Below are 21,855 nucleotides of genomic sequence, written 5' to 3'. Positions count from 1 at the left end.
GTTGCGACGTCACGGTGTCATGGGGTCACGACGTCACGACGGTACGGGGGCGGCCGGGACGCCGTCGAAGGCCTCCTCGGGCTCGTGCGGCGGTTCGCCGAGCTGCTCGCGCAGGTAGTTCCAGACGACGGCGATGAGCGCGGCCGCCGGTACGGCCAGCAGCGCGCCCACGACGCCCGCCAGGCTGCCGCCCAGTGTGACGGCGAGCAGGACCACGGCGGCGTGGAGACCGAGGCTGCGGCTCTGGATCATCGGCTGGAACACGTTGCCCTCGAGCTGCTGCACCGCGACGATGATCGCCAGCACGATCAGTGCGTCCGTCAGACCGTTCGACACCAGCGCGATGAGCACCGCCACCAGACCGGCGAAGAGGGCTCCCACGATGGGCACGAACGCGGAGACGAAGGTCAGGACCGCCAGCGGCAGCACCAGGGGCACGCCGACGATCCACAGGCCCAGTCCGATGAACACCGCGTCCAGGAGCCCGACGAAGGCCTGGGACCGGACGAACGAGCCCAAGGTCTGCCAGCCGCGCTCGGCCACGACCGGGATGTCGGTCGCGAGCCGGCCGGGGAGCTGGCGCGTGAGCCACGGCAGGAAGCGCGGGCCGTCCTTGAGGAAGAAGAACATCAGGAAGAGCGCCAGCACGGCGGTCACCAGGCCGTTGAAGACGGTGCTCACCCCCGTGACGACGGTGGTGACCGCGCTGCCGACGCTGTTCTGCAGGCGGGCTATCGCGGCGTCGGAGGCACCGGTGATCTGGTCGTCGCCGATGTTCAGCGGCGGCCCGGCCGCCCACTCGCGCAGGCGCTGGATGCCCGCGGACACGCCGTCGACCAGTTCGCCGGACTGCGCTGCCACCGGCACCGCGATCAGCGCCGCGATGCCCGCGGCCACCAGGAGGAACACCACGGTCACCGCAGTGGCGGCGAGCGCGGGCCGCCACCCCCGCCTGCGCAGGAACGCGGCCAGGGGCCAGGTCAGGGTGGTGAGGAACAGGGCGACTATGAGCGGCCAGACGACCGACCACATCCGGCCCAGCAGCCACAGGGCCGCCGCCGCCATGACCAGGACCACCAGTACCTCGGCGCAGACCCGTGCCGACGTCCGCAGTGCGGCGGCGGTCCTTGTGGAGCTCAATGTGTCAGACATGGGGTCACCCTATTCACACTCGGTTCGTCCCCGGACACCCCCGGGCGGGGCGCTCACGAGCGGTGCAGGCCCGCCTGACGGAGGGCCACCCGGCACAGGTCCCCGATGACCTCCTCGTCTCCGCGGCGCCAGGCGTCGGCGAGACCTCCCGGTGGGACGGAGATCGCGGCGAGGGGCGCCGGCGGGCCGGTCAGGGCGCGCAGGGCCAGCAGATCGGCACCACCGGGAGCGTCGAGCATGCCCCGCACCAGAGCACTGCGCCGGATCCAGCGCACGCGCGGAGGGAGCCAGAGCGCCAGGACGAACGTCACCGCCGCGACGATCAGCGCGAGTGCGGTCAGGTCGGCGACGCGGCTCACCGCCTCCTGCATCGACTGCCCGGCGTCCGAAAGCCCGTTGCTCGCCTCCGCGGCGGATCGCAGCGGCTTCTTCAGGATGCCGCCGACGACCGGCACGTTCGAGGCCGCGTCTCCCGCATCGCCGAGGCCGGAGGCAAGACTGCCGCCCGCCTCCTCCACTTTCCGCCCTGGCTCGGCCAGGCGCATGATCTCGTCGCGGACAGCCAGCGCGCACCACACCGCGCCCGCCATCAGGCCCAGCGCGACGAGATCGGAGAGCACCTGCCGGCAACGGCGTGCTCGGGTCTGGGCGTAGAGGCGCATCTGGGTACTCCTGTTCCGGTTCCGGCGACGTCGAGGTTTGGACTCGCACCCGGTGGTTCCGTGCGCATGTCTGTAGCTTCCGCCAGTACGAAGATCCATGGCCGGGGGAGAGACTTCCCGCCGAGGGCCGCGGCTCAATCTGAGAGCCGACGCCACAAATCGAGGGGAACAACCACGATGAGTGGTCAGTTGTACGACGGCATCGGCGAAGCGTTCGAAGGCTTCAAGACCCTGCCCATCATCCGGTACGGCGAGGTACCGGGCTTCCTCGCCCTGGTCGGCGACGTCACCGGCAAGTCCGTGCTCGACATCGCCTGCGGCACCGGGTTCTACAGCCGCGCGTTCAAGCGTCGCGGTGCGTCGCGCGTCCTCGGGTTCGACATCTCCGGCGCGATGATCGACGCGGCGAACGCCCGCGAGCAGTCCGAGCCCCTGGGCATCGAGTACGAAGTCGGGGACACGGCCAGCTTGCGCGGCTTCGACCGGCCCTTCGACATCGCGGTGGCGGTACAGGCGTTCAACTACGCGAGCGATGTAGCCGAGATCGAGCTGATGATGCGCAACATCCGGCGCAGCCTCGTGCCCGGCGCCGCCTTCTACCTGTTCGGGCAGAACCCGGGCTACGACTTCGACGGCCCGTCGCTGGCCAAGTACGGGTTCCTGTGCGAGTCGACGGGCAAGGACAACGAGATCGGCCGGGGGACGCGGATCACGGCGCTGCTGGATCCGCCCGTCTCGTTCGAGGCGACCGCGCCGTCGAAGGAGACCTACGAGCGGACACTGGTCTCGGCGGGATTCAGCCGGATCGAGTGGGTTCCGCTGGACATCTCGGACGCCGGCCTGGAGGAGTTCGGGAAGGAGTTCTGGGCGGACTACGCCGCGAACCCGCCGCTGACGATGCTGCGCTGCACTGCCTGATGCGGCGCACAGCCTGACGACGCGGCGCGGTGTGATCCCGGCCCTGGGGCCGGGATCACCCGCCGTCGCACGGGGCGTCACCGCCGGCGCCGCCCGGGCTCGTCCGCGCCCGTCGCCCCTTCGTCCGGTACCGGCGCGCTCGGCCGGCCGACGTCAGCGCGTGCCGCGAAGGCGCCTGAACATGCCGCGGGCCTGCTCCCGCTTGCGCGGGTCGGACGCCGCACGTCGCACCGAGGCGATCGTCCGCTGCCCCTGAGGGGTGCGGCTGAACTGCTTGATCTTGGCGAGTAGTCCGGACATGGGTCCTCCCGGGGTAGCAGGTCGTGACGCTACGACGTGTGCCCCGTGACCCTGCGTCGAAACCGGCCGTGGGGTTAGCATCACGCCATGCGCTGGGACCACCGCGACGTCGACAGGGCCGTCACCGAGATGATGCGGGTGCTCGGCCCGCTCGCAGATGCGAACTGGGCGGTCCCCGCGGGTTCGCTGGAATGGAGCTGCCGGACGACCGCGGCCCACGTCGCGCACGACCTCCTGGCCTACGCGGGGCAGGTCGCGGGCCGCGCCACCGATGCCTATCTGCCGTTCGACCTGGCCGTCCGGCCCGACGCCTCCCCCCACCAGGTGCTCCAGGTGGTCACCGCCTGCGGCGGGCTGCTCGGCAGTGCGCTGGCCGCGGCCGGCCCGCAGGCCCGGGCCTGGCACTGGGGGCCGTGCGACCCGGCGGGGTTCGCGGCGATGGGCGTCGCCGAGGTCCTCCTCCACACGTACGACATCACGCAGGGGCTGGGGGCGCCGTGGACGCCCCCGGACCCGCTCTGCGCGGTGGTACTGCGCCGCCTCTTCCCGGACGCGCCGCCCGGTGACCCCGCGCGGGTCCTCCTCTGGTGCACCGGCAGGGGCGAGCTGGACGGGCGCCCCCGCCGCTCCTCGTGGACGTGGCAGGCCGCCCTGCCGGAATGACGTACGGGGTATCCCCGCGGGCCCGGGCGGCCGGGCCCGGGGGTGTCACGCGTTCAGGCGTTCCGTCCGACGCCGCGGTCGGGTGCGCTCATGTCCCCCGTCGCGGGCGTTCCCTCGGCGAGGCCGTAGCGGAGGTGGACGGCGCCCTTCGGGCCGGCCGCCGGCGGCTCGAGGAGAGTGAGGTTGGTGGGCACCCCACCGCCGTCGAACACCTTCTTCCCGACGCCCAGCACGATGGGGTGGATCCAGAGGTCGAGGCGGTCGAAGAGCTTTTCGCGCAGCAGCGTCTGCACGAGGTCCAGGCTCCCGACGACCTTCACGCATCCGTGCCGGTCGCGGACCTCGCGCACGGCGGCGGCCAGGTCCGGGCCGAGCTGCGTGGAACCGGCCCATGCGAGGTCGGGCCTGCCGCGCGAGGCCACGTACTTCGGGACCCGGTTGAAGAGCGTCGCGATGTCCTCGTCCTCGCCGCCCTTTTGGTGGGGCCAGTAGGCGGCGAAGATGTCGTACGTGCGCCGGCCCAGCAGGAGCGCGTCCGTGCCCTCGTACGCGGCACTGATCTGCGCCGCCGCCACCTCGTCCATCAGGGGCGCCTGCCAGCCGCCGAACGGAAAGCCGGCCGGGTCCTCCTCCGGGCCGCCGGGCGCCTGCCCGACGAGGTCGAGGGTCGCGAACAACTCGATGTGGATGAGGCCCATGGCGTGCTCCCGGGGAATCGGTTTCTCTCCGTCAAGAGGTAGACCGGCGGCCGCACGGGAACTCATCGCCGCGCCGGACGTCCGATCGGCCGACCACGATCGGCCGACCACGAGCGGCCCCCGCCGTGTCGGTCCCGTCCCCGGCCGCTCCGCGCGGTCAGGCCCGGGGCCCGGCGCCCCGGTCCCGGGCCCGCTCCGCGTTGAACTGGGCCCCGGTGAGCAGGGCGAGGTTGGCGAACCACAGCCAGACGACGAAGACGACGATCCCGGCCAGTGAACCGTAGAGCCGGCCGTAGGTGTCGAGCTGGGTGTAGAGGGTGAAGAGCATCGAGGCGGACAGCCAGAGCAGGGCCGCCAGCACGCCGCCGGGCAGGCCGCGCCGCGTACCGCGGGTCTGCGCCGGACCGGTACGGAAGAGCACCAGGACGAGCAGGATGACGACCACCAGCAGCATCGGCCAGCGCAGCAGCGCCACGCTGGGCACGCCGGACCACCCCGCCTTCTCCACGACCCAGTGGGCGAGGGGCCCGGACATGACCAGCCCGGCGGCGCCCGCCACCAGCAGGACCAGCAGCAGCGAGGCGGTGAGGAGCAGCATGTGCGCCGCGCGCAGCGGCGGCCGGGTGTCGGGCACCCGGTGCATCGCGTGCAGGGCGCGGCGGAAGACCGCCAGATAGCTGCACGCCGACCACAGCGCGCTGACCAGGCCGCTGACCAGCAGTACCCAGATCGAGGTGCCCGCCGCCAGGAGCCCGTCGAGCGCCTCGCGCAGCACCTGCGCCGACTGGGGCGGCGCGTACGAGGTGAGGTCGGCGACGAGCCGCTCACGCGTGGCCGCGCCCAGCAGTCCCACCACCGAGACCGCGATGACCAGGGCGGGCAGGAGCGCGAGCACCGCGTAGTAGGTGAGCGCCGCCGCGTGGTCGGCGACGTTGTCGCTCCACACCCGCACGGCCGTACGCACGAGCGCGGCACGGGTGCGCCGGGTGATGTCGGCGAGCCGGCGTTCGCCGCGCGCTGCGGTGTTCGAGATCCCTGTCACGACACCCGCGTGCCCGACGGTGGGCGGGGTCATGCGCCGCCCGAGGTGTCGGCACGCTCCTCCTGGGCAGGCGCGTGCGAGTCCATGCCCCCGACAACCGCTGAGGAGACATGAACACCGCTCTCCACCTGCTGATCCTCCTGGGCGGCTCGGTCCTGCTCACCGTCGCGGCCGGATGGGCCGCCGGACTGCTGCTGCGCCGGGCCGACGCCAGCCACCCCCACACGCCCTTGTGGAACAAGCTGCGCCGCTGCCTCCCGGCGTTCAAGATCGTGCTGCTCGCGGCGCTGCTCCGGGGGTCCTACCGGCAGACCGCCTGGCAGGCCATGCAGGAGAACCAGGAGGTCATCGGCAGGATCCTCTCCCTCGCCCTGATCGGTGCGGGCGCCTGGCTCGTCGTGGGGGTGGCCTCCGCCGCCGTCGAGTCCGGCTACGCCCGCTACGCCACCGGTACGCGCGACCCGGCCCGCGTCCGCAGGGTCCGCACGCAGGTGACCCTGATCACGCGCGTCGTGACCGCCGTGGTCACGGTCGTCGCCCTCGCGGCCATGCTGCTGACCTTCCCGAGCTTCCGCGCGCTCGGCACCTCGATGCTCGCCTCCGCCGGGATCATCGGCATCGTCGCGGGCGTCGCCGCCCAGTCGACCCTGGGCAACCTCTTCGCCGGGTTCCAGATCGCCTTCGGCGACATGGTGCGCATCGGGGACACGGTCGTCGTCGCAGGTGAGTGGGGGGTGGTGGAGGACATCACCCTCACCTTCCTCGCCGTACGGACCTGGGACGAGCGCCGGATCACCATGCCCGTCTCCTACTTCACCACCCGGCCCTTCGAGAACTGGTCCCGCGGCGGCGTCCAGATGACCGGCACCGTCTTCCTCCACTGCGACCACAGCGCGCCGGTGGACCTGATCCGGGACAAGGTGCACGAGATCCTCAACCACTGCGCGGAGTGGGACGGCCGCGGCTGGGACGTCGCCGTCACCGAGACGACGCCGTCCACCATGGTCATACGGGCGATCGTCACCGCGAAGAACGCCGACGACCTGTGGACGGTGCGCTGCGCCGTACGGGAGCAGCTGATCGCCTGGCTCAGCGAGAAGCACCCGGACGCCCTGCCCCGGGTGGTGCTCGCCCCGGCGCCGGAGCTGGAGGTGCCGTCCCCGGCCGGGACAACGGGGCGGATACCGAAGCAGGGCGGGACCTGACACCCGCGGCGCCGCACCGCGTCGTGCCGCGACGCTCTGCGTACAGATGCGGACACAGGGCACACGGGATGCATGACCGTACCCAAGACCACCGTCCTCGTCCTCGACAGCGCCGAGCCCGAGGTCCTGGCACGCTTCTACGCCGACCTGCTCGGTGCCACGGCGGGACCGGCGCCCGGTGACGGGGACTTCCTCCTCGTCACCGGCGCCAACGGCGTGGTGCTCGGCGTCCGCCGCGACCCGAGCCACGCCCCGCCGAGCTGGCCGCTCCCGGAAGGCTCCCACCAGGCCCACCTGTGCATCCTGGTCGACCCGCAGAGCCTCGACGAAGCCGAACGCGAGGCGGTGGCCCTCGGGGCCCGCCCGGTGGCCGCGGAGGACGACGGCGCCGCGCCCGGCAGCCGCACCACCGTGCGCCGCTACGCCGACCCGGACGGCCACGCGTTCGTCCTCGAAGCGGTGGCACCCGCGATGTAGCGCCCCGGATCGTGGCGGCGTGCGGCGTGCGGCGTACGGCGGGCAGCTCAGCGTCCGGCGTTCCGCGGTTGCGCGCGGCCCTCACCCGCACCGTGCGTACGTCGCGCCGGACGCGTGGATGACCACCGGGCGGGCAGACGGACCGTGAACCGAACGAGCCCACGAGGAGGACCGTCATGACCCGTGCCAGTGAACCGGAACCGAAGGAGCCGGAGCTTCCGGCTTCCGTCCCGGAGGAACGCGACGCCGTGACCCCGGACCTGCCGCCCCTCGGCACGCCCGCCCCCGACATCCCGGGCGCTGCCGAGGACAGCGGGAGCGAGGCCACCGAGCCGTCCGGTCCCGCCGCGGGGCCGGGCTCCGCCAAGCCCCAGGAGCCGACGGACTGAGGGGCGGGCCCCCCGGTGCGGCCGGGGTGACCGGCGTGATGGGGGGCCGAGCGTCCGCCCCGTCGTGGCCCGGGCGCGATGCGCCCATCGGGTGGACCGGCCGCTCGCGCCGACTGAGCCGTCCGCCCCCGGGGGGACGAATGTCTCGCGCGGTCAAGGGAAAGCGGCCGAGCGCATCTGTTTACGGGGAGAGCCGGAACAGGTGTCATGTACCGCTTCACGACACGGAGGCCTGGATGCTAGCGAAGTCGGCTGCTCGGCGTCTCGGCCCGACCCCGCGCCCACAGGGCGCACCGCCCTTGCCGTCCACGTCCCGCACCGCAGCGCAGTCCGTCGACGACGACGTGGCCGGCACCGTCACCCGCGAAATCGAACACGTCTGCTCGGAGTTCACGGCCCACAGCCGTTCCCTCGACCCGGTGTTCGCCGCCGACATCGCCGAGCGGCTGTCGGCCTTCACCCTCGACGGCGGCTCCCGCATCCGGCCCCGGCTCCTGTGGTGGTCCCTGCGCGCCTGCGGCGGCTCGGACACCCGCACGGCCGCTGCCCTGCGCATCGCGGCGGCGCTCGAACTCATCCAGAGCTGCGCCCTCATCCACGACGACGTCATGGACCGGTCGGCCGTCCGCCGCGGCCGCCCTTCCTTCCACGCGCAGCTCGCGGACCAGTACCGGGCGGCCGCCCCGCTTCCGCCGGTGCCCGGCGCGTCGGCGTTCGCACTGTCGGGCGCCGTGCTCGCCGGCGACCTCGCCCTGTCCTGGGCCGACGACCTCGTCGCGGCCGTCGAGCTCGAACCGACCGTGCGCGCCGAGGTGCTGGGGATCTGGCGGGCCATGCGTACGGAGATGGTCGCCGGTCAGTACCTCGACCTGCACGGACAGGCCACCGCCTCCCGCACGGCCGCGCAAGCCGTCCGCACCGTCTGCCTGAAGACGGCGCGCTACACCGTGGAGCGACCCTTGGCCCTGGGCGCGGCACTCGCCGGCGCAGAGGCGGACACCGCCCGGGCGCTGGTCGATGCCGGCCGGTTCGCCGGCATCGCCTTCCAACTGCGCGACGACCTCCTCGGGGTGTTCGGCGATCCCGAGGTGACGGGCAAGCCGTCGGGGGAGGACCTCCGCTCCGGCAAGGCGACGTACCTCCTGGCGCTGGCCCACGCGCGGGCCCGTGCCAGCGGCGCGACCGGCGTCATCGAGCTGTTGGACGACTACCGGACGAGCACCGACCGGTCGGCCCGGGCCCTGGCGCGGGCGCGCGAGGCCCTGCGTTCCACCGGGGCCCCGGCGCTGGTCGAGAGGCGCATCGCGGGGCTCGCCCGGGCGTCCGAGCGCCGCCTGGCGGACGCCCGGCTGTCCGGTCCCGCCGCCCACCGCCTCGCCGAACTGCTGGAACAGGTCGCCTCACCCCCCGGCGCCGGCGCACCGGCCGACGGGCGGGGGCGGGCGTCATGAAGACGGTTACCGGGCGCACCGACCGCGTGGTCGTCGTCGGAGCCGGCCTCGCGGGCCTGTCCGCCGCCCTGCACCTCCTCGGGGCGGGCCGCGAGGTCACCGTCGTCGAGCGCGCCCCGCTTCCCGGCGGCCGGGCCGGGCTGATCGAGCGGGGCGGCCACCGCTTCGACACCGGCCCGACCGTGCTCACCATGCCGCATCTGCTGGAGGAGGCGTTCGCCGCCGTCGGCCGGAACATGTCCGAGCTGCTGACCCTGCACCCCCTCCACCCGGCCTACCGCGCCCGGTTCGCCGACGGCAGCTCGCTCGACGTCCACACCGACGCCCGGGCCATGGAAGCCGAGGTCGAACGCTTCGCCGGCGGCCGCGAAGCGGTCGGCTACCGCCGTCTGCGCCAGTGGCTGGGCGAGCTCTACCGCGTCCAGACGGGCCGGTTCATCGAGGCCAACTTCGACTCCCCGCTCTCCCTGCTCCACCCCGACCTGGCCCGCCTCGCCGCACTGGGCGGATTCGGCCGCCTCCAGCCGAAGATCGGCCGGTTCGTGAAGGACGAGCGGCTCCAGCGGGTCTTCTCCTTCCAGGCCCTCTACGCGGGTGTCCCGCCGGCCCGCGCGCTCGCCGCCTACGCGGTCATCGCCTACATGGACACCGTCGCCGGCGTGTATTTCCCCGAGGGCGGCATGCACGCCGTACCCACCGCGCTGTCCGCGGCCGCCGCGGACGCCGGCGCGGTCCTCCTCCACGGAGAGACGGTCACCCGCCTGGAGCGCTCCGGCGAGCGGATCACCGCCGTGGTCACCGACCGCCGGCGCATCCCCTGCGACGCGGTCGTACTGACCCCTGACCTGCCCGCCGCCTACCGGCTGCTCGGCGCCCGCCCGCGCCGCCCGATCGCCCTGCGGCACTCGCCGTCGGCCGTCGTCCTGCACGCGGGGACCGATCGCACCTGGCCGGAACTGGCCCACCACACGATCTCCTTCGGCGCCGCGTGGAAGCAGACCTTCCACGAACTCACCCGCACTGGCCGTCTGATGAGCGACCCTTCGCTCCTCATCACCCGGCCCACCGCCACCGACCCGGGACTCGCCCCGGCCGGCCGGCACACGCACTACGTGCTCGCGCCCTGCCCCAACACCTCCGTCGGCCCCTCCGCCGCCGCATGGGAGAGCCTCGGGCCCCGCTACCGGACCGCGCTGCTGCGCGAACTGGAGCACCGCGGGCTCACCGGCTTCGAGGCCGCCATCGATGCGGAGGTCCTCGTCACCCCCGCCGACTGGGCCGCCCAGGGCCACGCCGCGGGTACGCCCTTCTCCGCCGCCCACACCTTCGCCCAGACCGGGCCCTTCCGCCCGCGCAACCTCGTACGGGGCACCTCCAACGCGGTGCTCGCCGGCTGCGGCACCACCCCGGGCGTCGGCGTCCCGACCGTGCTGATCTCCGGCCGCCTCGCCGCCGCCCGCATCACCGGCCTGCCCGGCCCCGGCCCTCGGCGCGGGACCCTGCCCGCTGCCACGAAAGGCAGCTCGGCATGACCCGACGCGAACTCGACGCCGCACACATCACCGACCCGGCCCTGCGCGCCGCCTTCGACCAGTGCCGACGCCTCAACGCACAGCACGGCAAGACGTACTTCCTCGCCACCCGGCTCCTGCCCGCCTCCCGGCGGCCCGCCGTGCACGCCCTCTACGGCTTCGCCCGGCTGGCCGACGACATCGTCGACGACCTGGACACCGCCGCCGCACCCGCCGACCGCGCCCGGCGGCTCCAGGCTCTCTCGCTCGACCTCCGTGCGGCGATGAAGGGCGGCCCGGGCCGCCACCCCGTCGTCACCGCCGTCGCCCACACCGCCCGCCACTACCGCATCCCCCACCAGCACTTCGACGACTTCCTCACCTCCATGCGCAGCGACCTCACCGTCACCGACTACGCCACGCTGGAGGACCTGCGCGCCTACATGCACGGATCCGCCGCCGTCATCGGCCTGCAGATGCTGCCCGTGCTCGGCCACACCACGCCCCGCGACGCCGCCGCCCCGCACGCCGCCGCGCTCGGGGAGGCCTTCCAACTCACCAACTTCCTGCGCGACGTCGGTGAGGACCTCGACCGCGACCGCGTCTACCTGCCCGCCGACCTGCTGGCGTCCGAGGGAGTCGACCGAGAGTTGCTGGTCTGGAGCCGGCGCACGGGGCGCGACGACCCCCGTGTCATCCGCGCCCTGCGCTCGGCGGCCGCCCTCACCCGCCGCTTCTACGCGGCGGCGCGGCCCGGCCTGGACATGCTCGAACCGGTCTCGCGTCCCTGCGTCCGTACCGCCTTCGTCCTCTACGGCGAGATCCTCGACGCCGTCGCCCGCGACGGGTACGCCAGCGTCCACCGGCGCTCCGCGGTGCCCGTGCGACGCCGGGCGGCCGTCGCGGCTTCCGGCCTGGCGAAGATCGCCGTGAGCCGGCTGCGAACCCCCGGCGGGCGAGCCGCGCCCGCCCCGCCCGCCACCTCTGCGACCCCCGCCACACCCCTGCCACCCGTGGTCGAGGAGCCCTCCCGATGAGTCCGCGTGCCCGCCGCCCCCGCATCCCGCTCAGCCTCCGCCGCCGGCCGGTGGCCTGGCACCGGCAGCGCTCGACGTGGCGGGAGGCATCGCCCGCCCTGATCGGCGCCGCTCTCAAACGCGCCCAAGCCCGGCCCTCCGGCAACTGGTACGTCCTCGGTCCCAGCGACGCCGTCCGCGCGGGCGCCGGCTACGGGCGCACCGTGGCCGGCACGGAAGTCGTGGCCTGGCGCAACGCCGGCGGCGCGCTCGTCGCCGGCCCGGGCGCCTGCCCGCACCTGGGCGCCGCCCTCGCCGGGGCGCCCGTCGTCTGCGGCACCCTCTTCTGCCCCTGGCACGGCCTGGCGCTCGACGGCGGCCCCTTCGCCGGCTGGGTTCCCTACCCCGCCCACGACGACGGAGTGCTGGCCTGGGTGCGACTGGACGAACTCGGTGGCGAGGACCCTTCCGACGCCCCCGCCGTGCCGCTCCGCCCGCCCGCGCACCGCGCCCTGACCGCCGTGTACACCGGCACCGGTGCCTGCGAGCCGCAGGACATCGTGGCCAACCGCCTCGACCCCTGGCACGGCGCCTGGTTCCACCCCTACTCCTTCGTCGACCTCACCGTCCTCGACGACGGCGCCTCGAGCGACGTCCTCGCCGTGCGCGTCTCCTTCAAGCTGGCCCGGCGCGTGGTGGTGCCGGTGACGGCGGAGTTCACCGCGCCCGGCCCCCGCACCGTCGTCATGCGGATCACCGAGGGCGAAGGCGCCGGCTCCGTCGTGGAAACCCACGCCACCCCGCTGGGCCCCGGAACCGACGGCCGCCCCCGCACCCTGGTCACCGAGGCCGTGCTCGCGGCCTCCCACCGTCCCGGCTTCACCCTCGCCCGTACCGCGGCCCCGCTGCTGCGGCCCCTCGTGCGGCGTGCGGCGGGCCGCCTGTGGCAGGACGACCTCGCCTACGCCGAGCGCCGCTGGGAGCTGCGCAGCACCGGACGCTTCCCGGGCTGACCGGGCGCGGGGGGCGCGGGCGGCGGAGGGACGGTCAGGTGGCGGGGGCCGAGCGCCGCCCCAGCCCGGCCAGCAGCCGGCCCACGGCCGACCGGCCCTGCTGCGGAACCGTCCACACCGTCTCGCCCGCCACCCCCCAGCGCTCCAGCAGCGCGTTCGCCGCCAGGAAGCCGCTCGTGGCCGCCCGCTCCATCAGCGCGACCGGCAGACCCGTCCGCACCAGGTCCCCGGCGACCACCACACGGGGATCCCCCGTGCGCACACCGGGCCGATCCCGGTATCCCCCCAGGGTGAACAGGGGGCAGTCCTCGCGCCACTCGTGGCGCACATCGACGATCCCGGCCCGCGCGGTCTCCGGGTACACCTCGTGAAGCCGCGTCACCATCCGCTCCTCCACCTCCCCGCGCCGCTCGCAGGGATCGACCGCGTAGGCGTGCAGCTCCACCACCGAGCCACCGGTCCGCAGCGCCCAGCGGTGCGCCTCTCCCTCCCACCGGTCCAGCACACTGATGTTGTCGAGGCCGTCGAAGCCGCTCGTGCCGAGGAAACCGTGCCGCCCGCCCGCCACCGGCCGCGACAGCCACAGCCGCGACACGAGGAAGGGCGGCGCCGTCCGCAGCGCCGCGATCCGGGCCCGCCACGCCCCGTCCACCAACTCCGTCGAGGCACCGACCACGGTCCGCAACCCGCCGGTGTCCAGGGCCAGTACGACCCCGTCGTACCGCTCGGCCCCCACCCCGGCGAAGACCTCCACCCGCTCCTGCCCGACGGGCCGCACCGCCTCCACGGCCGACCCGGTACGGATCTCCACGCCGCGCGCACCGAGGTACCGGGCCAGGGGGTCCCACAAAGCCTGGGGGAACGGCTCGCGCGGTACGTCGAACAACAACCCCTCGCTGGAACCGAGGAAGTAGATGTGGAACATCAGCACCAGCTCCGCCGCCGAGAGCGTCGCCGGGTCGGCGAAGAAGCTGCGCGAGAACACCTCGAAGGCAAGGTGGTGGGCCGCCTCCGGGAAGCGGATCGCGGCGAGGAACTCCGACGCGCTCACCGTGTCCAGCGCCTCGTACACACCGGGCACCGAGACGTCCAGCAGGGGCAGGGCCGCCCGCGCGTCCATCCGGCCCAGGTCCCGCCATCCGAAGGACGGGCTCTGCGCGACGAACCCGAGGGCGCTGAGCGGCGGGGTCCGCGGCACCCGGGCGAAACCGTCCTGCCCGCCGTCGCGGTGGCGCAGCGGATAGTCCGGCAGCCCGGTCAGACCGTGCAGGCCGGGATCGGTCCGCCGCAGCAGCGCCCGCAGGTTGTAGTACTGCCGGAAGAAGGCGTGGAAGCCCCGACTCATCGTCGCCTGCGACCCGTCCGCCAGCTGCGTGCGCCACCCCGCCACGCGACCCCCGAGCTGCGCGTCCCGCTCGTACAGCGTGACGGACACGCCCCGTTCGGCGAGCACCGCGGCCGCGGCCAGCCCGGCGATGCCGCCGCCCACCACGGCCACCTGCGGCCCGTCACCGTCGACACGCGCCCGCCCGTCCCGGCCGGCCACGCGCCTGGCCCGCCGGTCACGGCCCGGCCGGGGCGCGCTCACGCCGCCCGCCCGACGAAGGTGTGGGTGATCCCCGTCTGCCAGCCCGGCATCGGCAGCACCCGCACGTCCGTGAAACCGGCGGCACGCATCCGCGCCGCGAACTCCTCCGCCGTGTCGAAGTCCAGCACACTGCGCCACAGGTGCCGGTACAGGCCGGCGTCCCCGCACGCCCGGCCCATGGGCATGATCACCGCCCGGCACACGGCCGTCCACAGCGCCCGGTGCGCCGGCTTGCCGCTCAGCGCGTACTCGTGGACGGCGATCCGCGCACCCGGCGCCATCACGGCGCGCACGGCGGCCAGCGTCCGGCCGGGATCGGGCACGTTGCGGAACAGGTAGGCGGCGAACACGGCCTCGAACGGACCGCCGACGCCCGCCTCGCCCAGCCGGTCCGCCGAGGCCTGGACGAAACGCACCCCCTGCGGCCAGGACTTGGCCTCCGCCCGGTCCAGCATGCCCCGCGAGGCGTCCACTCCGGTGATCCGCGCCCGTCGGGTCTGGGACACCAGCGCGGCCGTGGACGCGCCGGTGCCGCAGCCCAGGTCCAGGACGCGGGCACCGGGGCCCGCGTCGCGCAGGCCCAGCCGGCGGGCCGAGCGGCGCAGGTGCCCGTGGTAGCCCGGGCTCGCGGCGACCAGCAGGTCGTAGCGGCGTGCGGCATGGTCGAAGGCGACCGACAGGGCGTCGTCGTACAGCAGTGTCATGACAGCCTTTCACTGGTGTCCCGGCCAGGCGGCCGGAACGCTTCGTCGGAGGAAGGGCAGGTCCAGCACCGAGCGGAGCATGGGGACGACGGGAGTGCGCAGCCCGATGCCGAGGTCCTCCCACGGGGTGGACGCGCCGTCCAAAAAACGCAGGACCCGCTCGGCGGGCACGGTCGAGAACAGGTGGGCGAAGAACCGTCCGCCGTCCACCCGCCCGGTGTCCAGTGCGCGCAGGAGGACGGCGTCCATGGCGAGGGCCCGGCGCCCGTGCGCGGCGGGCACACCGGCGGGGGAGCGGCCCGCCCGCACCGCCGCGGCGAGGTCCCGGCTCTGGCGCTGGATGGCGGCGAAGGTGTAGCCCGTCGACGGGCGCGTCGCTCCGCCCGCGGCCCCGACGAGGAAGACACGGCGTCCGGTGCGGCGGGGGAAACGGCCGTCGCACATCGGGATCACCCCGTGCTCGTGCCCCCGCACGGTGAACGCGCCCAGCCGGAGCACCGCGTCGCAGTAGTGGCGCAGGGCCCGCTCGTACGCCGCCGCGTCCAGGGGCGCCGGGGAGAACTCCGTGTACTCGACCAGCGCGTCACGGGGGCCCAGCGGCAGCACGTAGCCGAAGGCGAGGCCGCGGGGCGGCTGGGGGAGGCGGAAGTCCATCAGGGTGGCCGCGGCCGGGTCGAACACGGACTCGGCCGTCCGCACGAACCATCCGCTGAAGTGCTGGAGGAGCGCGGTCCGGGCGGCCGGGAGCCGCTGCGGCGGACGCGAGTCGAAGACCACCCCTGACCGCAGGACGCGGGACGCCCCGTCGGCGTCCCGGCCGCGGACCACCGCCCCGTCGGCGCTGTCGTGCGCCGATTCCACCGCCATCTGCCGTATCTCGACCCCGCGGGTGCGCAGCCGCTCGGACATGGCCGCCTCGAACCGGTCCGACCGGAGCATCTTGTACCGCAGCGGGCCCAGCGGCCGGTCGATGACAGCGCCGTCCGGCCCGTACACGCGCAGCCGGTCCCAACTCGCGCTGAGCAGCCCATCGTACGACCCCGGACCCGCCTCCCAGTAGCACCACGTGCGGCCGGGGGAGCGCAGCGGGCCCGGCGGTGCCTCGACCACCACCACGCGCGGCCGGCGCACCGCGCCGGGGAGGGACTCCTCCGTCAGCCCGACCGCCAGGGACAGGCCGGCGGCGCCGGCTCCGACCACGGTCACATCGGCGTCCCAGCTCACTTCTGTGCCTCCCGCCCACCGCGGCCAAGGTGCTCTCCCGCGCCGCGTACCCCGTCCCCCGCAGTAAACCCCCTCCACGGGCCGGGCACGGGCGGACGCGGCGCGACGCGCCACGGTGCCCGATCCCCACCGGGTCGACATCGTGCGGCCGTTCGGGCTCATGGCCGCGGGGATCGCGGGCACACGCGCCGACACGGGGAAGGGCTCCCCGGAACGGCCGGGTCCGGTGCCCGCCGACGCAGGGAAGGATGTTTGTCGTGTCGCAAGTCGAAGAGTCCGTCGAGGTCGACGTCCCCGTGCGCACCGCGTACAACCAGTGGACGCAGTTCGAGACGTTCCCCCATTTCATGGACGGCGTCGAGCGCATCGACCAGCGCACCGACACCATGACCCACTGGGTCGCGAAGATCGGTGGGGTGACCAAGGAGTTCGAGGCGGAGATCACCGAGCAGATCCCCGACGAGCGTGTCGCCTGGACGACGCTGGGCGGCGAGGTCAAGCAGGCGGGCGTGGTCACCTTCCACCGCCTGAGCGACACCAGGACGAAGGTGATGCTGCAGCTCGACTACGACCCGGACGGCTTCGCGGAGAACGTCGGTGACAAGCTCGGCCTGGTCAAGCGGCAGATCACCGGTGACCTGAAGCGGTTCAAGGAGTACATCGAGGACCGCGGCCGTGAGACCGGCTCCTGGCGCGGCGAGGTCTGAGCCCGCGTCCGCCCGGCCCGCCGCGGCCCGCACCGATCGCGTCGGTGCGTTCACCGGGTCGCGCCGGGCCGCCGGGCGGCTCGGGCCGAGGCGCCCGCCCCGCTGGGGGCTGCCGCTCCCGGTGCCCGTGGTGATTCCATAGCGCCTCCGCGTGGAGCACCCGTCACGGCCCGGGATGTCGGGGCTGGACCAGGCTGCGGGCCCGGGGCGGCCGGCACCGGTGGCCCCGTGGAGCAGTCGGCCGGCCCCCGCCGTCGAAGCGCTGTTCCCGCACCGCGCGGATAGTCTGGGACATGTGATCGAGTCTGGACGGCCGAGGCTCCGCCGGCGCTACGGCCGGTGGAGACTCGTCCGGCTGTCGCCCGTCATCCTGACGGTCGTGATCGCCGGCCTGGCCTACGCCACGCCGCCCGAAATGGCCTTCAGCCGTCTCCTTCCGGCCGCGCCCGCCCTGGCGGCCGCCATGTGGCCCGTCCTGCCCACCGTCCTGCTCGGGACGGTCTGCCTCCTCCTGATGATCGGCCTGAGCCTCGTCTTCCCCGACCTCGGGACGTGGTGGACGGCCGCGGGGATCATCGCGGTCACCGTGGCCGCTGCCTACGGCAGCCACGTCCGGCTCCAGCGGGAACGCACCCTCTTCCAGGTACGCCTCGTCGCCGAGGCGGCGCAGCAGGTGGTGCTCAGTCCCATGCCGCGCCGTTTCGGGAACGTCGAGATCGAGTCGCTCTACCTCGCGGCCGCGGCGGAGGCCCGCATCGGCGGGGACTTCTACGAGGTCGTCGACACGCCGTACGGGGTCAGGCTGCTCATCGGTGACGTACGGGGCAAGGGCCTGCCGGCGGTGGGGGCGGCCGCGGCGATCGTCAACGCCTTCCGCGAGGCGGCCTACGGCGAGGCCGACATGGTCGACATCGCGCGCAGGCTGGACGCCGGCAGCGCCCGCTACAACGCCGCCTTCCCCCCGGACGGGCCGATGGAGAGGTTCGCCACCGCTCTGCTCGTCGAGATCCGGCCCGAGGGCGGCCGTATCGACATCCTCAACTGCGGGCACCCCCCGCCGCTGCTCCTGCACCGCGGGGAACTGCGGGCCTTGGAGTCCCCGACGCCCTCGCCGCTGCTCGGCCTCGCGGAGCTGATCGGCGACCACTACGAAGTCGATACCTTCACCTGCGCCCCCGGCGACACGCTGCTCCTCTACACCGACGGGATCGCCGAGGCCCGCGCCCGCGACGGAGAGTTCTTCCCGCTGTCGGCATGGATGCGCCGCCAGCCCCCGACCCCGCCCGGAGAACTGCTCGCGGCTCTGCACCGCGACCTCGTGCGCTACAGCCGGGGACGCCTGGAGGACGATGTCGCCGCCCTCGCCGTACGCGTGTCCCCGCCGTGAGCGGGGGGTCTGCCTGCCGCGGTACGGGTCGCCTCGGGTGCTGAGGGATTCGATCAGCCCGTTGACCGATCGTGCGAGCGCGTCAAAGGCGGTCCACCCCGGGTACGCGGCCCCGGGCAGGCCGGCACCCCGGGCGATTCGCTCCCCGGCTCCCTCGAGCGGAAACCGCACAGAGGGTAAAGCCGTGGCCCCGATGGAGTGAATCGCGCCGATCGCGGTGAGCCGTGGCCGAAGCCGTACGTACGGTGGCGGCTCTTCGCTCATCACCATCACTGGGGGGCCGGTGCGCAACCACCGACTCGTAATGACCGCTGCCTTCGTGGCAGCAGGTCTCGGCATCCTTCCGGGCACCGCGCAGGCGGCGGATCCCGTACCCGTCGCGGCCGGCGTGGCCGCGGCGACAGCCGAGGCGTCCACCTCCGAGGGCTTCCACAGCCCCGCCGACCGCACGGTCCGGACCGCACTTCCCGCCACCGCCGCGGGGGGCGCCCCACCGGACGCCCGGACGGGCGCCGAGACGGCGGCACCGCAGACTGCGCGGACCGCGCAGGACGCGCCGGCCGCACTGGATCCCGGGGCCAACCCGGCACTCGCCGTGGACGTCAGCGGTACCAGCTACACCGCGCACGGGATCGAACTCACCACCCTGATCACGAGCGCCGACTTCGCGCTCGACGTCGTCGTCGACTGGGGCGACGGGAAGACCGACACGGTCACCGTCCAGGGCAGCACAGAGCTCCACCACAAGCACACCTACGACAAATCCGGCGAGTACCAGGTGAAGGTCACGGTGACCGACACCGCCAACGCCGTCCAGGCCACCAACGGCGGTCCCTTCCTCACCCCCGGCTCCGACTTCACGCCGCACACCCCGACGCGGCTCCTCGACACGCGCGACGGCACCGGCGCGCCCGCCGGCAAGGTCGCCGGGCAGGGCTCCGCCCGGGTGAAGGTGGCCGGCAACGCCGCCGTCCCGGCGGGCGTCACCGCGGTCGCCCTCAACGTCACGGTCACCGAGACCGTCGACAGCGGGTACGTGACCGCCTGGCCCGGTGCGGGCCACGACCGCCCGGAGACCTCGAACCTGAACTACACCGCCGGCCGGTCCGTCCCGAACCTGGTGATCGTGCCGGTCGGCGAGGACGGGTACGTGGAGCTGTACAACGGCGGCCCCGCCCCGGTCGACCTGATCGCCGACGTCACCGGCTACTTCACCCGGGCCTCGGCCGGCGGCTACACCTCGATGACCCCCGCCCGGTTCGTGGACACCCGCGTGGGGGTCGGCGCACCCCTGGGCCGACTCGCCGCCCGCAGCGCCTTCACGACCCGGATCGGCGGTCTGCGCGGAGTGCCGCAGGGCATCACGGCCGTGGCGCTGAACGTCACGGTGACCGAGCCCGGGGGACCGGGCCACCTGACCGCCTCCGCCGGTGACGGGCCGGTCCCCACGGCGTCGAACCTGAACTTCGTGCCCGGCCAGACGGTGGCCAACGCGGTGATCGTGCCGGTCGCCGCGGACGGGACGGTCAAGGTGTTCAACGGGTCCTGGTCGCCGACCCACGTGGTCGTCGACGTCGTCGGCTACTACAGCAAGGACGGCAAGGCCGCCTTCCTGCCGTTCACCCCGTTCCGGACGCTCGACACCCGGGTGGAGGCGTACGGCTGGCCCGGCGGCCGGTTCAAGGCCCGGGAGCACATCGCGCACGGGTTCACGCCCGACGCCGCCACGGGCGTCGAGGCGTACGTGCTGAACGCGACCGTCACCGAGCCCGGCGGCACCGGGTACCTCTCCGTGGCGCCGGGCCCCGGCCCGCTGCCGGAGCCGGGGGAGCCCGCCGCCCCCGCCGGGCCGCGGCCCGGCTCCTCCACCCTGAACTGGACGGCGGGCACCACCGTGCCGAACCTGGTGCAGGCGAGCGACGGCGAGCACGGCGTCATCACCTTCTGGAACCAGGGTCACGAGGACGCCGATCTGGTGCTCGACGTCTTCGGCGTCTACCAGTCGAAGTGACCCCCGGGGCGGTCCGCACGAGCGGGCCGCCCCCCGCACCCGGCCCGCCGGGCCTACTGTCTCCTCATACCGAGGAGGCGTTTCGATGCGTGACGTGACCTATTCGATGAACATCTCACTGGACGGCTACATCGTCGACCCGGACGGCGGCATCGACTGGACCGAACCCGACGAGGAGGTCTTTCGCTTCTGGATCGACGACATCCGGCAGATCGGCGTCCACCTGATGGGGCGCCGGTTGTACGAGACGATGCTGTACTGGGAGACCGCCGACGAGGACCCGGCGCTCGACGCCCCCTCGCTCGAGTGGACCGCCCTCTGGAAGGCCCTCCCCAAGGTGGTGTTCTCCACCACGCTGCCGGACGTGCGGGGCAACGCCCGCCTGGTCCGCGGCGGGGTGGCCGAGGAGATCGAGCGGCTGCGCGCCGAGCCGGGGGAGGGGGACATCGCCATCGGCGGCGCGACGCTCGCCGCCGAGGCGGCCGCGGCCGGGTTGATCGACGAGTACCGGTCCGTGGTTCACCCCGTGCTGGTCGGCGGGGGCACTCCCTTCTTCCCCCGGAGCGAGCGCCGGGTGGACCTGGAACTGATCGAGACCCGCACCTTCAGCTCGAAGTTCGTCTACCTCCGCCACCGGGTGACCCCCCGGCCCGCGTCACAGGGCTGACAGGGGCGCGGATCCGCAAGCCCCGGCCGACGGCTCGCCGGCGGCCGGACCCGGTGGAGGCGGATCGGGGCGGCGTACGGACTGCGTACCGGCGCGCACCGCCGCCCGGTACCGGCCCGGAGTCGTCCCGAACTCGCGGCTGAAGGCATGGGAGAGGGCGTACGGGCTCGCGTACCCCGCCCCGTGCGCCACCGCGGACAGCGGATCGGCGGTGTCCCGGAGCCGGACGGCCGCCAGATTCAGGCGCCACCAGGTGAGGTAGGCCATCGGGGGACGGCCCACCAGGGCGGTGAACCGCCGGCCCAGGGTCGGCCGGGACACGCCCGCGGCGGCGGCCAGGCGCTCGGTGGTCCACGGGTGGGCGGGGTCGGCGTGCAGCGCCCGCAGGGCGGCCGCCGCCACCGGGTCGCCCAGCACGGCCGGCCACGCCCCGGTCCCGCCCCGGCCCGTCCAGGCACGGATCATGTAGACCAGCAGCAGGTCGAGCAGGCCGGTCACGGCGATGGCGGAGCCCGGCCGCTGCCCGTCCACCTCCCGGCTGAGCAGGCCGACGGCGGCCCGCAGTTCGGGTGCGGCCTCCGGCCGGTCCGGCAGGTGCACGACCTGCGGCAGCTCCGCCAGCAGCGGGTGCGCCCGGCTGCGGTCCAGCCGGTACTTGCCGCACAGCAGCTCGGCCGTGACCGGCCCCTGCCCGACCGTGCGCAGCCGTCGCGCGCCGACCTGCGGCTCGAACGGCACCGCCCGCGCCACGGCCGCCGCGTCGGCGGGGGAGTCGGCCATCACGTGTCCGGCGCCGTGCGGCAGCAGCACCGCGTCACCAGGCCCGAGCTCGACGGGGGAGCCGCCGTCGGGCAGCAGCCAGCACCCGCCCTCCAGGACGACGTGGAAGCCGGCGCCTTCGTACGGGGCCAGGCGCGCGCACCAGCTGCCGCCCACCCGCAACCGCTCGGAGAAGGGCCGTCCGATCCGCACGGCGGAGATCGCGTCGCTCACCACGTCTATCGGGGCAGGCTAGCCGAGCCGCATGCGTATCTTCCTGAGCAGAAGGGGCATTGAGCCGCTCACCCACC

Annotated in this window: 22 protein-coding genes; 13 read left to right on the top strand and 9 right to left on the bottom strand. The window is 74.1% G+C overall.

Annotated elements, in window-relative coordinates:
- Positions 1–33: 33 nt before the first annotated feature.
- On the bottom strand, positions 34–1,152 hold the full coding sequence (locus tag AC07FY_RS28095) for an AI-2E family transporter (protein ID WP_479011556.1): 1,119 nt from the start codon (positions 1,150–1,152) through the stop codon (positions 34–36).
- A gap of 53 nt (positions 1,153–1,205) precedes the next feature.
- Positions 1,206–1,814, bottom strand: coding sequence for a hypothetical protein (locus tag AC07FY_RS28090; protein ID WP_479011553.1), 609 nt, complete (start codon positions 1,812–1,814; stop codon positions 1,206–1,208).
- Between the two features lie 177 nt (positions 1,815–1,991).
- Here AC07FY_RS28090 and AC07FY_RS28085 point away from each other — a divergent pair, with 177 nt between their 5' ends.
- Complete coding sequence (locus tag AC07FY_RS28085) at positions 1,992–2,732, top strand: class I SAM-dependent methyltransferase (RefSeq protein WP_479011550.1); 741 nt, start codon at positions 1,992–1,994, stop codon at positions 2,730–2,732.
- Between the two features lie 153 nt (positions 2,733–2,885).
- Here AC07FY_RS28085 and AC07FY_RS28080 read toward each other — a convergent pair whose 3' ends face one another.
- Positions 2,886–3,032 (bottom strand): hypothetical protein, encoded by a 147-nt coding sequence (locus tag AC07FY_RS28080; protein ID WP_479011547.1) that lies wholly within the window; start codon positions 3,030–3,032, stop codon positions 2,886–2,888.
- An 87-nt stretch (positions 3,033–3,119) separates the two neighbouring features.
- Here AC07FY_RS28080 and AC07FY_RS28075 point away from each other — a divergent pair, with 87 nt between their 5' ends.
- Complete coding sequence (locus tag AC07FY_RS28075) at positions 3,120–3,695, top strand: maleylpyruvate isomerase N-terminal domain-containing protein (RefSeq protein WP_479011544.1); 576 nt, start codon at positions 3,120–3,122, stop codon at positions 3,693–3,695.
- 53 nt (positions 3,696–3,748) lie between these two features.
- On the opposite strand, the gene AC07FY_RS28070 is transcribed toward AC07FY_RS28075, so the two are convergent.
- Together AC07FY_RS28070 and AC07FY_RS28065 are read right to left on the bottom strand one after the other, a co-directional pair.
- Entirely contained in the window at positions 3,749–4,393 is a 645-nt protein-coding gene (locus tag AC07FY_RS28070; protein WP_479011541.1) for a dihydrofolate reductase family protein, read from the bottom strand.
- A 157-nt stretch (positions 4,394–4,550) separates the two neighbouring features.
- Positions 4,551–5,435 (bottom strand): YihY/virulence factor BrkB family protein, encoded by an 885-nt coding sequence (locus tag AC07FY_RS28065; protein WP_479011538.1) that lies wholly within the window; start codon positions 5,433–5,435, stop codon positions 4,551–4,553.
- 110 nt (positions 5,436–5,545) lie between these two features.
- Between AC07FY_RS28065 and AC07FY_RS28060 the strand changes: the two genes are divergently transcribed.
- The 7 genes from AC07FY_RS28060 to AC07FY_RS28030 all read left to right on the top strand — a co-directional run bounded on the left by AC07FY_RS28060 (position 5,546) and on the right by AC07FY_RS28030 (position 12,497).
- Entirely contained in the window at positions 5,546–6,640 is a 1,095-nt protein-coding gene (locus tag AC07FY_RS28060) for a mechanosensitive ion channel family protein (RefSeq protein WP_479011535.1), read from the top strand.
- 72 nt (positions 6,641–6,712) lie between these two features.
- Positions 6,713–7,117 carry a VOC family protein gene (locus AC07FY_RS28055; RefSeq protein WP_479011533.1) on the top strand — a complete coding sequence of 135 codons (405 nt, stop codon included), beginning with the start codon at positions 6,713–6,715 and terminating at the stop codon, positions 7,115–7,117.
- Between the two features lie 176 nt (positions 7,118–7,293).
- The gene (locus AC07FY_RS28050; RefSeq protein WP_479011530.1) at positions 7,294–7,506 is read left to right on the top strand and encodes a hypothetical protein; all 213 of its coding nucleotides are present in this window, start codon (positions 7,294–7,296) and stop codon (positions 7,504–7,506) included.
- A gap of 299 nt (positions 7,507–7,805) precedes the next feature.
- Positions 7,806–8,957, top strand: a complete 1,152-nt coding sequence (locus AC07FY_RS28045; RefSeq protein ID WP_479011527.1) for a polyprenyl synthetase family protein — start codon at positions 7,806–7,808, stop codon at positions 8,955–8,957.
- On the top strand, positions 8,954–10,489 hold the full coding sequence (gene crtI, locus AC07FY_RS28040; protein WP_479011525.1) for a phytoene desaturase family protein: 1,536 nt from the start codon (positions 8,954–8,956) through the stop codon (positions 10,487–10,489). The genes AC07FY_RS28045 and crtI overlap by 4 nt, the downstream gene beginning before the upstream one ends.
- Positions 10,486–11,505, top strand: coding sequence for a phytoene/squalene synthase family protein (locus AC07FY_RS28035; RefSeq protein WP_479011522.1), 1,020 nt, complete (start codon positions 10,486–10,488; stop codon positions 11,503–11,505). The genes crtI and AC07FY_RS28035 overlap by 4 nt, the downstream gene beginning before the upstream one ends.
- Positions 11,502–12,497 (top strand): Rieske (2Fe-2S) protein, encoded by a 996-nt coding sequence (locus AC07FY_RS28030; RefSeq protein ID WP_479011519.1) that lies wholly within the window; start codon positions 11,502–11,504, stop codon positions 12,495–12,497. Before AC07FY_RS28035 ends, AC07FY_RS28030 begins: the two co-directional genes overlap by 4 nt.
- Before the next feature lie 34 nt (positions 12,498–12,531).
- On the opposite strand, the gene AC07FY_RS28025 is transcribed toward AC07FY_RS28030, so the two are convergent.
- Genes AC07FY_RS28025 through AC07FY_RS28015 form a run of 3 tightly spaced genes read right to left on the bottom strand, consistent with a single transcriptional unit; the run spans position 12,532 to position 16,013 of the window.
- The gene (locus tag AC07FY_RS28025) at positions 12,532–14,085 is read right to left on the bottom strand and encodes an FAD-dependent oxidoreductase (RefSeq protein WP_479011516.1); all 1,554 of its coding nucleotides are present in this window, start codon (positions 14,083–14,085) and stop codon (positions 12,532–12,534) included.
- Positions 14,082–14,789 carry a class I SAM-dependent methyltransferase gene (locus tag AC07FY_RS28020; RefSeq protein ID WP_479011513.1) on the bottom strand — a complete coding sequence of 236 codons (708 nt, stop codon included), beginning with the start codon at positions 14,787–14,789 and terminating at the stop codon, positions 14,082–14,084. The genes AC07FY_RS28025 and AC07FY_RS28020 overlap by 4 nt, the downstream gene beginning before the upstream one ends.
- Positions 14,790–14,798: 9 nt before the next feature.
- On the bottom strand, positions 14,799–16,013 hold the full coding sequence (locus AC07FY_RS28015) for a lycopene cyclase family protein (RefSeq protein WP_479011510.1): 1,215 nt from the start codon (positions 16,011–16,013) through the stop codon (positions 14,799–14,801).
- A gap of 257 nt (positions 16,014–16,270) precedes the next feature.
- Between AC07FY_RS28015 and AC07FY_RS28010 the strand changes: the two genes are divergently transcribed.
- The 4 genes from AC07FY_RS28010 to AC07FY_RS27995 all read left to right on the top strand — a co-directional run bounded on the left by AC07FY_RS28010 (position 16,271) and on the right by AC07FY_RS27995 (position 20,785).
- Positions 16,271–16,720, top strand: coding sequence for an SRPBCC family protein (locus AC07FY_RS28010; protein WP_479011507.1), 450 nt, complete (start codon positions 16,271–16,273; stop codon positions 16,718–16,720).
- 295 nt (positions 16,721–17,015) lie between these two features.
- A complete protein-coding gene (locus tag AC07FY_RS28005) occupies positions 17,016–18,107 on the top strand; it encodes a PP2C family protein-serine/threonine phosphatase (RefSeq protein ID WP_479011505.1) in 1,092 nt (363 codons plus the stop codon).
- Between the two features lie 304 nt (positions 18,108–18,411).
- Positions 18,412–20,118 (top strand): PKD domain-containing protein, encoded by a 1,707-nt coding sequence (locus tag AC07FY_RS28000; protein WP_479011502.1) that lies wholly within the window; start codon positions 18,412–18,414, stop codon positions 20,116–20,118.
- Positions 20,119–20,203: 85 nt separating this feature from the next.
- A complete protein-coding gene (locus AC07FY_RS27995) occupies positions 20,204–20,785 on the top strand; it encodes a dihydrofolate reductase family protein (protein WP_479011499.1) in 582 nt (193 codons plus the stop codon).
- Here AC07FY_RS27995 and AC07FY_RS27990 read toward each other — a convergent pair.
- Positions 20,774–21,787, bottom strand: coding sequence for an AraC family transcriptional regulator (locus AC07FY_RS27990; RefSeq protein ID WP_479011743.1), 1,014 nt, complete (start codon positions 21,785–21,787; stop codon positions 20,774–20,776). The genes AC07FY_RS27995 and AC07FY_RS27990 overlap by 12 nt on opposite strands.
- Positions 21,788–21,855 lie beyond the last annotated feature (68 nt).

It is taken from the genome of Streptomyces sp. NPDC045967 (assembly GCF_056430495.1).
Note: the sequence above shows the minus strand (reverse complement) of the source record. Positions and strands in the feature narration are given on the sequence as shown.